Here is a 12,705-nt window from a genome sequence, read left to right as displayed (position 1 = left end):
CCCTTACTACAAGCCCAACATAATATAGGGCTAAAGCCCTTACTACAAGCCCAACATAATATAGGGCTAAAGCCCTTACTACAAGCCCAACATAATATAGGGCTAAAGCCCTTACTACAAGCCCAACATAATATAGGGCTAAAGCCCTTACTACAAGCCTTCAATCTACACCTATTCTGCTTCTGGATTCAGCCGAATCATCGCCCAAGTCGTATAGGTTCCAATCGGACTCCAAATGATATAAGGTAGTAGCAAAACCGCTGCCCAAACTGAGATAGGATAAACCAAAAGTGCCAAAATAATACTCAATATAGCCCCCGTCCCCCCAATCATTGTACCCACTTTGAGACTGCGAAGTCGGCACATCACTGGCGTATAGGCAATTGTTACTATTTCCAACAGCAAATATAACCCCAAAATCTGCCACGTTTGAGGACTCCCTGGATTACTTTCCCATACTACATAAGCAGACCATCCTCCACAAATAAAAATAACCGTCCAGATGAAAGGAATCGCCGACTCAAACGTTAACCATCGGGGACGGCGCAAGCGGTTGAACCATCGGACATCATCGGATGTTAACCAGTTACCAGCCAACGCCACTAACAGGGTTACAGTCCCAATTACCATCCAGGATTTAATCATGTTCTTCCCCGGTCAAAATCCCACTACTCTTCTAGAGTGATAATCTCAAGTTTTATAGATTGAGCTAATCATCTCTATAAAACCAGCTTATACTTTTGACACAGGTTTTGTGGTAATTCAAGGGAGATGAGGGAATTATCAGTTATCAGTGAGCAGTTATCAGTTATCAGGAGATGGGGGAGATGAGGTAGATGGGGGAGATGAGGGAGATGAGGAGTAACGTTTGTAGGGGCTCTCGCATTTGCGCCCAGATGTCTCGGTTTTATGCCAACACGCATAGCGCAAATGCGAGAGACCAATCCCCAATTCCCAATCCCCAATCCCCAATCCCCAAATTGCAGAACCGACATGGTAGAGTATTAATCTAAGTCGGTTCTAATGGGGATCAGCCATTAGAGGTAATGGGGAAAGTTCGGTGTAAATCCGGCGCTGTCCCGCAACTGTGATGAAACCAAGCCAGGTTTCTGAGTCAGAATGCCCGCCGACGTGGAAGAAACGTTAACCTTCATCTGCGAGGTACGGATGGTGCATAGTCTAAATTTGCCACAATTAGAATGGGTGAGGCGATCGCTACAGAACGCCCTGATGCCAGAGGAACGATTCGATAAACTGAGGTGGCTCGAATTTGAATTAATGACCAATAGGTTGAGGTAGGATTACCCTTTCCATCTAATCGGGACTCCATCGCTAGATAGTTACAGATTTAGAGTCACCTAGGCTCAAGCTATTCATAACCTGTAAATCAACGATTAGGGACGCTATTGTTCGAGGCAAAAAGAAACTTTTGGTCAATTGACCCAATCCTAAAAATTATGATCAACAATAAATCGGTGAAGAAGCCTCCACCGCAGACAACATCCGTGAGGGATAGAGTTTTGTCAATGAAGCGAAAACAACGGAAAATCAATCTAGTCTTAATCGCTGGGTTGAGTTTGGGTTTAATTATTTTCGCCCCACAGCCTGCCTTTGCTATGCATATCATGGAAGGTTTTTTACCCGCAGGTTGGGCAATTTTCTGGTGGGTTGTTTTTCTGCCCTTTTTTCTTCTCGGACTGCGTTCAATGACACAAATCTCGCAGCAAAACCCGGAATTGAAATTGCTGCTGGCGCTGTCGGGTGCCTTTGCTTTTGTTTTATCAGCCTTAAAAATTCCTTCGGTGACGGGAAGTTCCTCCCATCCCACAGGAACGGGATTGGGCGCGGTGTTGTTTGGTCCATTAAGTATGAGTGTACTAGGGAGTTTAGTTCTCCTGTTTCAAGCCTTGCTGCTGGCACACGGTGGTTTGACGACATTGGGGGCGAATGCTTTTTCTATGGCAGTTGTCGGACCTTTTATGGCTTATGGCACTTATCGCTTAATTATGCAAGTGAGTGGGGCGCAGAAATTCGCTATTTTTCTAGCCGCCGCTTTGGCGAATTTGCTCACTTATCTGGTTACGTCTCTCCAGTTAGCGCTGGCATTTCCAGCCGCAACCGGGGGTATTATGGCTTCATTTATCAAGTTTGCTGGGATTTTCGCGGTGACTCAGATTCCCCTGGCAATTAGTGAAGGATTATTAACCGTTTTGGTGTGGAATTGGCTAATGTCTTACAGTCGCGAGGAATTAGCCCTGTTGAATTTGGTTAAAGGAGGATCTTAAAACGTGAGAATGGAAAAAATAGGGTGGAATAATTGGGTATTGATATTAGGAGTCGTGGTTCTCGCCGTTGTGCCACTGTTAATTGTTCAGGACTCGGAATTTGGCGGGGCTGATGGCGAAGCTGAAGCTGTAATTGGCGAGGTTAATCCTGACTATGAACCTTGGTTTGAACCCTTAATTGAACTGCCTGGTGGCGAAACGGAATCTCTGTTATTTGTTTCCCAGGGTGCAATTGGTTCGGGAATTGTCGGTTTTGTTATTGGACGATACAAAGGGCGATCGGAACGGAATGAAAAGTCTGACTAAATAAATTAACATGACTCTCGAAATTGATGCGATCGCGTACCGGAATCGTCTGCGTTATCTTCCCCCCGCCCACAAATTGCTCTTCGCGTTGGTGGTATTGTTTATTGCTCTTTTTAGCCATGCACCGACTCAATTTTTGATTATTCTATGGATGGGGATATGGACAGTAGGTTATGCCGGAATTCGCTGCCAAGTTTACTTGAGATTAATCGCACTAGCTTCTCTATTCTTACTCATGGGCTTACCTGCTTTAATCGTGAATATCGCCCCCACGACTCAAATTGAGTTTGCCCAAACCGATCAATGGGGTGGGATTAGTGTGGGTTCTTGGTATCTCTATATCAGTCGCCGTGGTAGTCAGCAGGCTGGCGTTGTTGTCATGCGATCGCTTGCTTGTGTGTCTTGTCTGTTTTTTATCCTTTGTACTGTCCCCTTTATCGAAATTGTGCAGACTATGCGACGGCTGAACGTACCAGTTATTCTCACAGATATCCTGCTATTAATGTATCGCTTTGTGTTTATCTTGCTCAAAACTGCAAAGGAGTTAAAATTGGCACAACAGGCGCGAAATGGCTATCGCACTTGGCGTTTAACTATGCATAGTTTAGGACTCCTGGTTGGACAATTATTTTTGCGGACATTACAACGCTATCATCAATTTTCCCTGGGATTAGCCGCACGGGGGTTTACGGGGGAATTTCCGGTTGGCTTACTCCATCACTATCGCTACTCCAAGCGCTATGCAGTGGAAGCTGTTTTGGGTTGTGGGGGATTGTTAGGAGTTGAGTTGGTTAGTTGTCATTCGTCCTTCGTCTTTCGTCTTATGTCTTATGTCTTATGTTGTTTACTCCCTGTTTTAGGTTCCTTTGATTCAGCCGAGATGTATAACTAAAATAGACTTGCTATATGAGCGAAAAATTACTAGAATTGGAAAATGTTTATTATACTTATCCAGGGGGACATAAACCTGCGCTGAATGGACTAAATTTTTCCATTACAGCTACAAAAAAAATCGCCTTACTCGGTCAAAATGGGTCGGGTAAATCAACCCTATTATTCTTAGCCGATGGACTATTAAAACCCCAGCATGGACAAATCCTCTGGGCAAGCGAACGATTAAAATATGACCGCTATTCCCTAAATCAGTGGCGACAAAAAATCGGACTATCGTTTCAAGATCCAGAACAACAATTAGTCGCCGGAACGGTAGCAGAGGATATTGCCTACGGGTTGTATAATCTAAAATTATCTCAGGCAGAAATTAAGCAGCGGCTTGGGCAAATCTTAGCCGAATTTGGCTTACAAGACTTAGCCGATCAACCCTTACATCACCTGAGTTTAGGACAAAAACGACGAGTTGCTCTAGCGGGGGTGATGGCACGACAACCTGAACTATTATTATTAGATGAGCCGACTGCCTATTTAGATAGTGTGCAAACGGTTAATCTCCTGGAGGAGTTAGAACGGATTCACGCCGCTGGAACTACTCTAGTGATTGCTACTCACGATTTGAACTTTGCTTATGAATGGGCAGATTTGATTTTGATTTTACATGAAGGACAACTGATTATGTCAGGAGAAGCACAAGATATTTTTAGCCAACGTGATAGGTTGGCAGAATTACATCTGGATGTACCCATTTTATGGGAGGTTTGGCAGGTGTTAATGTCAAGTTTATCTTTACCCAAGACGATGCCGTTTCCGAAAACGATTCGTCAACTGGAAGAACAATTACAACATATTGCAGGTTAATTTGAACGTGTTTGGGCGAAGCATTCGCGTTGGCAGGTTGATAGAAAACCGAAACATCTGTGCGCGAATGCTTCGCCCCTACGAATGTACGAATGTACGAATGTACGAATGTACGAATGTACGAATGTACGAAATGTACGAATGTACGAAATGTACGAATGTACGAAATGTACGAATGTACGAATGTACGAAATGTACGAATGTACGAAATGTACGAAATGTACGAAATGTATGAAATGTATGAAATGTATGAATGTATGAATGTATGAATGTACGAAATGTACGAATGTACGAATGTAAAATCAATATGTAAAATCAACATGAATCAACATACCTTATTTGTTTGTACAACCTGCGCCAGTACCTGGAAAGATGGCAAGCGCATTGGTCAAAGTGGTGGCGAAAAACTGCTAGAACCATTGCAGGAACTCCACCAAAATTGGTCACTCCAGGATGAATTTAAACTTCAACCGGTTGAATGTATGAGTGCTTGTAGTCGCCCTTGTGCTGTTTCCTTAGCCGCACCCTCTAAATACACGTATCTATTTGGGGATTTGCCCGTAGATGTAGAGACATTACCAGAAACAGCAGCAGCTATCTTAGACTGTGCCAGTTTATACCATAGCCAACCCGACGGTTTATTGCCTTGGTCGAAACGACCTGAACCCCTAAAAAAAGGCATTTTGGCACGAATTCCACCCCTATCCTGAGGTTAAATAATCATGCATAAAATTCCCGTAACGGTGATTACCGGCTTTCTCGGTTCTGGCAAAACCACCTTGGTGCGCCATTTACTCCAAAACAACCAAGGACGTAAAATAGCAGTTCTGGTGAATGAGTTTGGTGAAGTGGGTATTGATGGCGAGTTATTGCGTTCCTGCCGAATTTGCGATGAGGAGGACAATCCTAACGATAATATTGTGGAACTGACAAATGGCTGCTTGTGCTGCACGGTTCAGGAAGAATTCTTCCCGACAATGCAGCAACTGTTGCAGCGGCGCGATCGCATCGATTGTATGCTAATTGAAACCTCTGGATTAGCGTTACCCAAACCCTTAGTTCAAGCCTTCCGTTGGACTCCTATTCGCAACGGTGCTACTGTGGATGGAGTAATCACAGTGGTGGATTGTCAGGCGTTAGCCGCAGGAACGTTAGTCGGTGACATCAACGCCCTAGAAGCCCAACGTAAAGCCGACCCCAACTTAGACCATGAAACCCCGATAGAGGAACTCTTTGAAGACCAATTGGCTTGTGCGGATTTAGTCTTACTGACGAAAGTTGATTTAGTCGATGAGGCGACGCTGAGGAGGATCAAAGACTGGTTACAGGATCAATTACCCACAGGCGTTAAGGTTATCCCTTGTGATCAAGGACAGATTCAGCCGGAACTCTTGCTGGGTTTTAACGCCGCCGTCGAGGATAATTTAGACAGCCGTCCCAGTCATCATGATACTGAGGACGACCACGACCATGATGAGGAGATTAATTCAGTCCAATTTATATCCGATCAACCTTTTGAACCCCAAACCCTAATCGCCAAACTGCAACAACTCGTGCAACAGCAGGAGATTTACCGGATCAAAGGCTTTGTGTCTGTACCCAATAAACCCATGCGCCTAGTCTTGCAGGGAGTCGGCAATCGCTTCGATTCATTCTATGATCGACTGTGGCACAACGGCGAATCTCGCCAAACTCGGTTAGTGCTAATTGGACGTAAACTAGACCAGGCTGAAATTGAACAAGCAATTGGCAGTTAAACGATTAATCGTGAGGGTAGGGGAATGAGGAAAATTCAGTGGCTACTGCTACTTATTAGCTTCTGGAGTACAATTCTGGTTTCATTACCTGCACAAGCCGCTAGACTTCTGTTGTGGCGATTTGATGCAAGTCAAAATCAACTCGAATTTACGACAGATGGTACTGTTCAACCCACAGCCCAACTGATTCCGAACCCCCTGCGCCTGGTTATCGATTTACCGGGTACGACGTTGGGACGTCCCAGTGTCAGCCAGTCTGTGGGAGGAGGGATTCGCGAAATTCGGGTGGGACAGTTTGACCGCCAGACGACTCGGATTGTGGTAGAAATTGCACCGGGTTATACTATAGACCCCCAACAGATTCAGTTTCGTGGGGCGTCACCGAGACAGTGGTTTGTGCAACTACCCACGCCGCAGCTTATCACTGCACCCGCACCTCGTCCCGTAGCGCCGACAACTCCTCCCCCCCAACCCGCACCTCGTCCCACACCACCAGAACCCTCTCCTGACACAACAGAGTCAAGGGTGCAACTTGATCCGATTCAGGTGACAAGGGATGGGTTTTTTATTCGCACCAATCAAGGGGAAGCGAAAGAGATTCAGGTGCAACGGAGTCGCGATCGCGGGACAATTGAGTTTGAGGTAGAAGGAATTACCCTACCCCCAGCGTTACTGAATCAAAATGTGTCAGTAAATCGCTATGGGGTCAACCAAATTCAATTGTCCCAACCGTCGGGTTCCTCCTCCCCAACTCGCATCACCTTACGGGTGAATCGCGAGAGTCCAGACTGGCAGATGAATTATAGCTCGGTTGGGGGCTTGGTATTACTACCCAGAGGAGTTTCGGCGTCGCAGCTTGAGGGGTTATCGCCGCGACGATCTGATCGGGAACCGACGGCGGCTACCTCTCTCGCCACGATTGAATCGGTGGACATCGCCCAAAACGGGACTCAATTATTAATCCGGGCGGATCGACGGATTCGGGCGAGGGGCAATTGGGATACCAACACCAACCAGTTCCAAATTACCATCCCAGATGCTCAACTTGCACAAGGAGTTCAAGGACCTCAGCTAGGCGTGAATAGTCCGTTATCCCAGGTGAGACTGCGCCAGCCTGATTCACGTACTGTGGTGATTGTAGTTCAACCGGATCGAAATACCCAGATTGGCGAACTCAATCAACCCAGCGATCAACTCTTATTACTTCCCCTGCGACAGACGAGAGTCTCTTTACCGCCAACGGGTTCGCTTCCTGTACCGCCGCCAGAACGGTTACCGCCACAGATTTCACCGCCGCCTAGTGTATTTCCTGGGGTTCGCAATAGTCGCGTTGTGGTGATGCTTGATCCGGGACATGGGGGTAAAGATCCCGGCGCTGTGGGGATTGGTGGCTTGCAGGAGAAAGATGTGATTTTGCCCATTTCTCTCCAAGTTGCCGCCATTTTAGAACAGCAAGGTGTACAAACGATATTGACGCGATCGGATGACCGATTTATTAGCCTCAGAGGGCGAGTTCAACTGGCACAACAAACCAATGTTGACCTATTTATCAGTATCCATGCGAATGCGATTAGCATGAGTCGTCCCGATGTGAATGGCGTGGAAACCTATTACTATAGCAATGGGCGAGGGCTAGCCGAAGCGATTCAAAACAGTTTATTACAGAGTACAGGGATGCGGAATCGCGGCGTGAAACAAGGCAGATTTTATGTGATCCGGCAAACCTCTATGCCTTCTGCGTTAGTGGAAGTGGGTTTTGTTACCGGGGCTGAGGATGCGCCAAGACTCGCCACACCAGAATTTCGCAGCCAAATCGCCCAGGCGATCGCACGGGGTATTTTACTCTACATTCAGCAAACCCAGTAGGGGCTCTCGCATTTGCGCTCAGATGTCTCGGTTTTATGCCAATATCCCAACGCAAATGCTTCGCCCAATCCCCATGAGGGAGATGGGGGAGCAGGGGAAGCAGGGGGAGTTCACTGCTAACTGTTCACTGTTCACTGCTAACTGTTCACTGACGAAAGAGGATGTCACGGGAATGGGTGTCAATCGCATCCGAATTGCCAAGGATCAAGCCGATTTAGTCAAAGCGTTAACCGCATCAGCCGAGACAACCGGACCTTTTCAAACTTATGCTGACGTTATCGCATTTGCAGCAGCATTAGGTGTCAAGCGCAAGAAGCGATCGCCTCTGGGGACGATTGCGAAGAAAGAACCCGCACCGATTGGGTTAGAGATATTTGTGTCGAGGGGATATGACGCATTGATTAAACTTTTGGCACTTGTCGAAACCAAAGATGCCAAAATTCTCTCCTCCTTTGACGCCAAAGCAGAGGAGGAAAGGATTCATATTTTTGAAGAATATGCCCATGGGGGGTTGGAGATATTGCGAGACGAGTTGCGGGGGGCGGTGAATTATTCAGAGCGATTATTATTAGTTTTGAATGCACAACGGTTTAAACAAGAAGTTCCTGAAGACGAGTTTGATTTAAGCCGATTTCTCTAACGGTTCCTAAATGCGTGAGGTAAACCCATACAAAGGGTGCTGTAGGGGCGGGTTTTACAGATAACTTATGGTAAAAACTGATAACTTAACTAAACCCGCCCTTCTCCGGTGGCTGAAAATTAGAATGGGCAATGAGTTATGGCTTAAGTTGACACAGATGAAGGCTTGCGCCCACAAAATGAGAAACGCTATAAAGCGGATTGAATCAGAAATCTAAGGATTCAGTATAACCGTTAAATCAAGGACAAAACCCGGTAACACATCTTCGCCTGAAAGTGTGGGCGGTTCATCAACAGAGAAATTGATCTGTTCTACATCAACGAATGGTCGATAAATTTCCACTAGGGGCGTTTGCGGATCAATCAGCCAACCTAAACGGGCACCATTATCCCGGTACTCTAACATTTTGGCACGTAAACCTTGAAGCGAATCGCTTTCAGAACGAAGTTCGATCACAAAATCTGGACATAAGGGAGGAAAGCGTCGCCGTTGTTCCGGAGATAAAGCTTCCCATCGTTGCAGGATTACCCAGGACACATCTGGACAACGTTTGGCATTATTGGGTAATCGAAACTCAGTGGAAGAGTCAAACACTTTTCCCAGTCGGGTTCGACGATTCCACAGCGTCAAATCTGTGGTTAAATCTGCATTCCTAATACCACTTTCTCCACCTGTTGGGGGCATAATAATTAATTCTCCATCAGCGGTGAGTTCTAAGCGCCATTGTTCATTTGCCACACAAAGTTGATAAAATTGCTCGTCGGTTAAGCCGACGGTGGGGGGTACGTTTAGGGTTAGAGTTTCCATGGTTGTACTAGCCAACTGAATTAATTCTATTATCGGCGATGTCTAGGGCAAAGTTATGCCTAATTCTGATCACTTTAAGGATTCAGTATAACCGTTAAATCGAGAACAAAGCCTGGTAACACGTCTTCCCCTGAAAGTATTGGCGGTTCGTCAACAGAGAAATTGATCTGTTCTACATCAACAGATGGTCGATAAATTTCCACTAGGGGCGTTTGCGGATCAATCAGCCAACCTAAACGGGCACCATTATCCCGGTACTCTAACATTTTGGCACGTAAACCTTGAAGCGAATCGCTTTCAGAACGAAGTTCGATGACAAAATCTGGACATAAGGGAGGAAAGCGTCGCCGTTGTTCCGGGGACAAGGCTTCCCATCGTTCCAGAATTACCCAAGACAAATCGGGACAACGTTTGGCATTATTGGGTAAGCGAAACTCAGTGGAGGAGTCAAAAACTTTTCCCAGTCGGGTTTGCTCATTCCAATTGTAAACTTTAGCGGTCAAACCCGCATTGCTAATGCCACTTTCTCCACCTGTTGGGGGCATAATAATTAATTCTCCATCAGCGGTAAGTTCTAAGCGCCATTGTTCATTCGCCACACAAAGTTGATAAAATTGCTCGTCGGTTAAGCCGACGGTGGGGGGTACGTTTAGGGTTAGAGTTTCCATCACTGTGTTAGCCAACTGAATTAATTATATTATCGGCGATGTCTAGGGGAAAGCACCCTTTTCTCCTTTGACGCTGTGCTTTGATTGCAATCGGGGTAAGGATGTCCGTATCTTGAAATGATACTAATTTTCCTTGAGAGCCTGTCACTGGAGTTTAGACTACGATGGTGATAATAGGGCACGGCAATGTTCCCTACCCTAGATTGGGGATAATTGAATTCGGTAGGGGCACTTCGACTATCGTGCCCTGATCAGTTGATAATAAGCTCAAGCTGCAGATGAGCTAAATTGGACAAAAAAGATAAATTCATAACTTATAACCGATGAAAGATAGTGTAGTATTTATTGCCAGTGGCGCTACGGCTGGCGCTGGTGTATCTGCCACAATCGGCACGATGGGATTAGTAGGAGGATTTGGCGGAGTAGCCATTGGTATGGCTCCAGTTACAGCAGCAGGTACGGTAGCAGGTGCGGCGACTTATGGTGCTTTTAAGGCAATTGAAGCAGGGGATGCTAAAGCGTTTGGTGCAATTGGAATGGGTGCTGTTGGTGGTGCTTATGTATCCTCAACAATTGGCGGTATGGGATTAGCTGGAAGTTTTGGCGCTGTTGGCATTGGCATGGGTACAATGGCAGCGGCTGGGGGAGTGGTTGGATTGGGTGTTTATGGGTTGTATAAAGCCTGCAAACCTGAACCTAGACAACGAATGGCCGGTGCTGTAGACGCTTTTGGGCGCATGGAAACTAAAGTGCTGGAAATGGAAGCCTATACTCAAGCACTTTTGGAATTAGATCCCATATTTACCGAAGATAGTTGGAAACAAAAATTTGCGGATCTAGAAATTGAGGAAGAGTTAGAGGCGCTAAAGGCTAAACAGCAAAAACAAGCTCAATCAACCGCGAATTTTCCTTCAGGTGATCAAGTTTCCAGTAATTTTGAAAAGCCGAAAAATCAAGCCAAAACTATTGCTATTGAGTCTCAACCGTCTCTGATTTGGAAATGTATAAATATTCTCAAAGGACACTTGGCAACAGTTACCGCGATCGCGATTAGCTCCGATGGACAAACGTTGGCAAGTGGAAGTGAAGATAAAACCGTTAGTCTATGGGACTTGAAAACCGGAAAACATGATTTTACCTTCTTTGGACAAGCTAAAGAAGTTTTTGCTGTGGCGATTAGCCCCCAGGGAAAAAGGCTGGTTGCAGGTGGATTTGACAATAAAATTACCAGTTGGCAGATAGACAGTAAAGCCCTGCTACGCCCCTTCTTTTATCCGAATTCCACTTACAGTCATTTAGGTTTTATTTCCTGCCTGACGTTTAGCCCTGATCAAACCATTCTGGCTAGTGCAAGTGGTGATAAAACAATCCGATTGTGGGGCGAATACACTGGAGAACTTAAACGCACTCTCAATGGTCATTCAGACACAGTTTGGTCGGTTGCTATCAGTCCAGATGGTCAAACGCTGGTTAGTGGTAGTGCGGATAAAACGATTCGGGTTTGGTCTTTAAGCAGTTATAAAAAACCTCAGATTATTATCGGACATTCTAACTGGGTGACATCGGTTGCTATCAGTCCAGATGGCAAAATGCTGGTAAGTGGTAGCGCAGATGGTACAGTTAAATTATGGAATATCAATACAGGAGAATTACTCAACACTCTAGATAAACAATTAAAGGGAATTGTTTCCGTTGCCATCAGTCCGAATGGACAACTATTGGCGAGTGCTGACAAAAATGCTGTCTATCTTTGGAATTTACACACAGGTCAATTACTTGGTACGCTTGCTGGATGTAGTCCTGTGGTTTTCGGTCTGGATGGACAAATCTTAGTCAGTGGCGGTAAAGCAGGGACAATTAAGATTTGGCGTAACCAGTTGGGTGTTGAGACTACTCCCTTTGAATCGGGATTATCGGGTGAATGGTGGGAAATTTTGGGTGTGGAAATGGACGCCGATATCAACAGGGTTAAGTTAGCATACCATCAATTAGCTCGGCAATATCACCCGGATATAAACTCCTCGGCTACTGCTATAGCCAAAATGCAAGCGATTAATCAGGCGTATGAAGCCTTTTTGCAGAAATTCAGTCAGGGTTTAAATTAATGGAGTGTGGCATATCTTATTTTTTAGGAATTAGGATTCCGTCCAGAAATCGTAGGGGCGCATGGCGTGCGCCCATAAAATCGGCAAATCTAATCCATCATTGTAGCTGTGTAAATCCAGTAAATGAAAGGAAACGGTGCAAAATTAACTCCTGATCAAGAGAAACGAGTTAAGGAATATACGGAAAACTTCGGTTGTTACAATATTCACAGCAATAATTGTGAAATAGTTTTCACCCTTTTCAGTAAGCCCCGACTCCCGCCAAGAACTCAAGTTCTTGGCTAAAAGCGTAAGTCCACTCAAGTGGACTAAAACTTTTATCCAGTCGTCTTTAGACGACTTTCGCTTTTAGACTTGGGTTTTAACCCAAGGCGGTTGGTCAGATTGGTACTCATAATAAAAAAATCCCCAGATCTCGTTCCTGATCTTCCCTGTTCCCTGTGTCTACACCCGTGAGTTTCACATCTCCAATAGAATTGCTATATATGAAGATATGAAGAATGTCTAGATTGAGAGGCT

The 12,705-nt window shown here is 45.5% G+C and carries 13 protein-coding genes and 1 riboswitch; of the genes, 9 read left to right on the top strand and 4 right to left on the bottom strand.

The features are described from left to right. Nucleotides 1-171: 171 nt before the first annotated feature. On the bottom strand, nucleotides 172-645 hold the full coding sequence (locus tag RIM23_RS21630; RefSeq protein ID WP_446369189.1) for a TspO/MBR family protein: 474 nt from the start codon (nucleotides 643-645) through the stop codon (nucleotides 172-174). A gap of 353 nt (nucleotides 646-998) precedes the next feature. Then, nucleotides 999-1,145: riboswitch (cobalamin riboswitch) on the top strand. A 5-nt stretch (nucleotides 1,146-1,150) separates the two neighbouring features. Then, the gene (locus RIM23_RS21625; protein WP_446369187.1) at nucleotides 1,151-1,330 is read right to left on the bottom strand and encodes a hypothetical protein; all 180 of its coding nucleotides are present in this window, start codon (nucleotides 1,328-1,330) and stop codon (nucleotides 1,151-1,153) included. Nucleotides 1,331-1,526: 196 nt separating this feature from the next. Between RIM23_RS21625 and RIM23_RS21620 the strand changes: the two genes are divergently transcribed. The 8 genes from RIM23_RS21620 (at nucleotide 1,527) to RIM23_RS21585 (ending at nucleotide 8,606) form a co-directional block, all read left to right on the top strand. Beyond that, on the top strand, nucleotides 1,527-2,285 hold the full coding sequence (locus RIM23_RS21620; RefSeq protein WP_446369185.1) for an energy-coupling factor ABC transporter permease: 759 nt from the start codon (nucleotides 1,527-1,529) through the stop codon (nucleotides 2,283-2,285). A 9-nt stretch (nucleotides 2,286-2,294) separates the two neighbouring features. Then, a complete protein-coding gene (locus RIM23_RS21615; RefSeq protein WP_446369193.1) occupies nucleotides 2,295-2,591 on the top strand; it encodes an energy-coupling factor ABC transporter substrate-binding protein in 297 nt (98 codons plus the stop codon). 10 nt (nucleotides 2,592-2,601) lie between these two features. Continuing rightward, a complete protein-coding gene (cbiQ, locus tag RIM23_RS21610; RefSeq protein ID WP_446369183.1) occupies nucleotides 2,602-3,483 on the top strand; it encodes a cobalt ECF transporter T component CbiQ in 882 nt (293 codons plus the stop codon). Between the two features lie 14 nt (nucleotides 3,484-3,497). Next, on the top strand, nucleotides 3,498-4,343 hold the full coding sequence (locus RIM23_RS21605) for an energy-coupling factor ABC transporter ATP-binding protein (protein ID WP_446369181.1): 846 nt from the start codon (nucleotides 3,498-3,500) through the stop codon (nucleotides 4,341-4,343). Between the two features lie 278 nt (nucleotides 4,344-4,621). Further along, nucleotides 4,622-5,053: a DUF1636 family protein gene (locus RIM23_RS21600; RefSeq protein WP_446369191.1), complete on the top strand. Its 432-nt coding sequence runs from the start codon at nucleotides 4,622-4,624 to the stop codon at nucleotides 5,051-5,053. 12 nt (nucleotides 5,054-5,065) lie between these two features. Continuing rightward, a complete protein-coding gene (gene cobW, locus RIM23_RS21595; RefSeq protein WP_446369179.1) occupies nucleotides 5,066-6,100 on the top strand; it encodes a cobalamin biosynthesis protein CobW in 1,035 nt (344 codons plus the stop codon). Nucleotides 6,101-6,124: 24 nt separating this feature from the next. Further along, entirely contained in the window at nucleotides 6,125-7,966 is a 1,842-nt protein-coding gene (locus tag RIM23_RS21590) for an N-acetylmuramoyl-L-alanine amidase (RefSeq protein ID WP_446369177.1), read from the top strand. A 172-nt stretch (nucleotides 7,967-8,138) separates the two neighbouring features. Beyond that, nucleotides 8,139-8,606 carry a DNA phosphorothioation-associated protein 4 gene (locus RIM23_RS21585; RefSeq protein ID WP_446334740.1) on the top strand — a complete coding sequence of 156 codons (468 nt, stop codon included), beginning with the start codon at nucleotides 8,139-8,141 and terminating at the stop codon, nucleotides 8,604-8,606. A 213-nt stretch (nucleotides 8,607-8,819) separates the two neighbouring features. Here RIM23_RS21585 and RIM23_RS21580 read toward each other — a convergent pair whose 3' ends face one another. Then, nucleotides 8,820-9,413, bottom strand: coding sequence for a Uma2 family endonuclease (locus RIM23_RS21580; protein WP_446369175.1), 594 nt, complete (start codon nucleotides 9,411-9,413; stop codon nucleotides 8,820-8,822). Nucleotides 9,414-9,487: 74 nt separating this feature from the next. Beyond that, a complete protein-coding gene (locus RIM23_RS21575) occupies nucleotides 9,488-10,081 on the bottom strand; it encodes a Uma2 family endonuclease (protein ID WP_446369173.1) in 594 nt (197 codons plus the stop codon). Nucleotides 10,082-10,404: 323 nt separating this feature from the next. On the opposite strand from RIM23_RS21575, the gene RIM23_RS21570 reads away from it, so the two are divergent. Continuing rightward, a complete protein-coding gene (locus RIM23_RS21570; protein ID WP_446369171.1) occupies nucleotides 10,405-12,186 on the top strand; it encodes a WD40 domain-containing protein in 1,782 nt (593 codons plus the stop codon). The last annotated feature ends 519 nt before the right edge of the window (nucleotides 12,187-12,705 follow it).

The sequence above is a fragment of the Coleofasciculus sp. G3-WIS-01 genome (assembly GCF_040223135.1).
Classification (GTDB): domain Bacteria; phylum Cyanobacteriota; class Cyanobacteriia; order Cyanobacteriales; family Coleofasciculaceae; genus Coleofasciculus.
The sequence above is the reverse complement of the archived record's forward strand: the minus strand, read 5'-3'. Positions and strand labels throughout refer to the sequence as shown.

What these genes read in the sequence shown, in the direction of transcription:
- RIM23_RS21620 (WP_446369185.1), top strand. Translation starts at nt 1,527, where the DNA reads ATGAAGCGAAAACAACGGAAAATCAATCTAGTCTTAATCGCTGGGTTG.
- RIM23_RS21585 (WP_446334740.1), top strand. Translation starts at nt 8,139, where the DNA reads ATGGGTGTCAATCGCATCCGAATTGCCAAGGATCAAGCCGATTTAGTC.
- RIM23_RS21615 (WP_446369193.1), top strand. Translation starts at nt 2,295, where the DNA reads ATGGAAAAAATAGGGTGGAATAATTGGGTATTGATATTAGGAGTCGTG.
- RIM23_RS21625 (WP_446369187.1), bottom strand. Translation starts at nt 1,330, where the DNA reads ATGGAGTCCCGATTAGATGGAAAGGGTAATCCTACCTCAACCTATTGG.
- RIM23_RS21630 (WP_446369189.1), bottom strand. Translation starts at nt 645, where the DNA reads ATGATTAAATCCTGGATGGTAATTGGGACTGTAACCCTGTTAGTGGCG.
- cobW (WP_446369179.1), top strand. Translation starts at nt 5,066, where the DNA reads ATGCATAAAATTCCCGTAACGGTGATTACCGGCTTTCTCGGTTCTGGC.
- RIM23_RS21605 (WP_446369181.1), top strand. Translation starts at nt 3,498, where the DNA reads ATGAGCGAAAAATTACTAGAATTGGAAAATGTTTATTATACTTATCCA.
- RIM23_RS21600 (WP_446369191.1), top strand. Translation starts at nt 4,622, where the DNA reads ATGTACGAATGTACGAATGTAAAATCAATATGTAAAATCAACATGAAT.
- RIM23_RS21590 (WP_446369177.1), top strand. Translation starts at nt 6,125, where the DNA reads ATGAGGAAAATTCAGTGGCTACTGCTACTTATTAGCTTCTGGAGTACA.
- RIM23_RS21580 (WP_446369175.1), bottom strand. Translation starts at nt 9,413, where the DNA reads ATGGAAACTCTAACCCTAAACGTACCCCCCACCGTCGGCTTAACCGAC.
- RIM23_RS21575 (WP_446369173.1), bottom strand. Translation starts at nt 10,081, where the DNA reads ATGGAAACTCTAACCCTAAACGTACCCCCCACCGTCGGCTTAACCGAC.
- cbiQ (WP_446369183.1), top strand. Translation starts at nt 2,602, where the DNA reads ATGACTCTCGAAATTGATGCGATCGCGTACCGGAATCGTCTGCGTTAT.
- RIM23_RS21570 (WP_446369171.1), top strand. Translation starts at nt 10,405, where the DNA reads ATGAAAGATAGTGTAGTATTTATTGCCAGTGGCGCTACGGCTGGCGCT.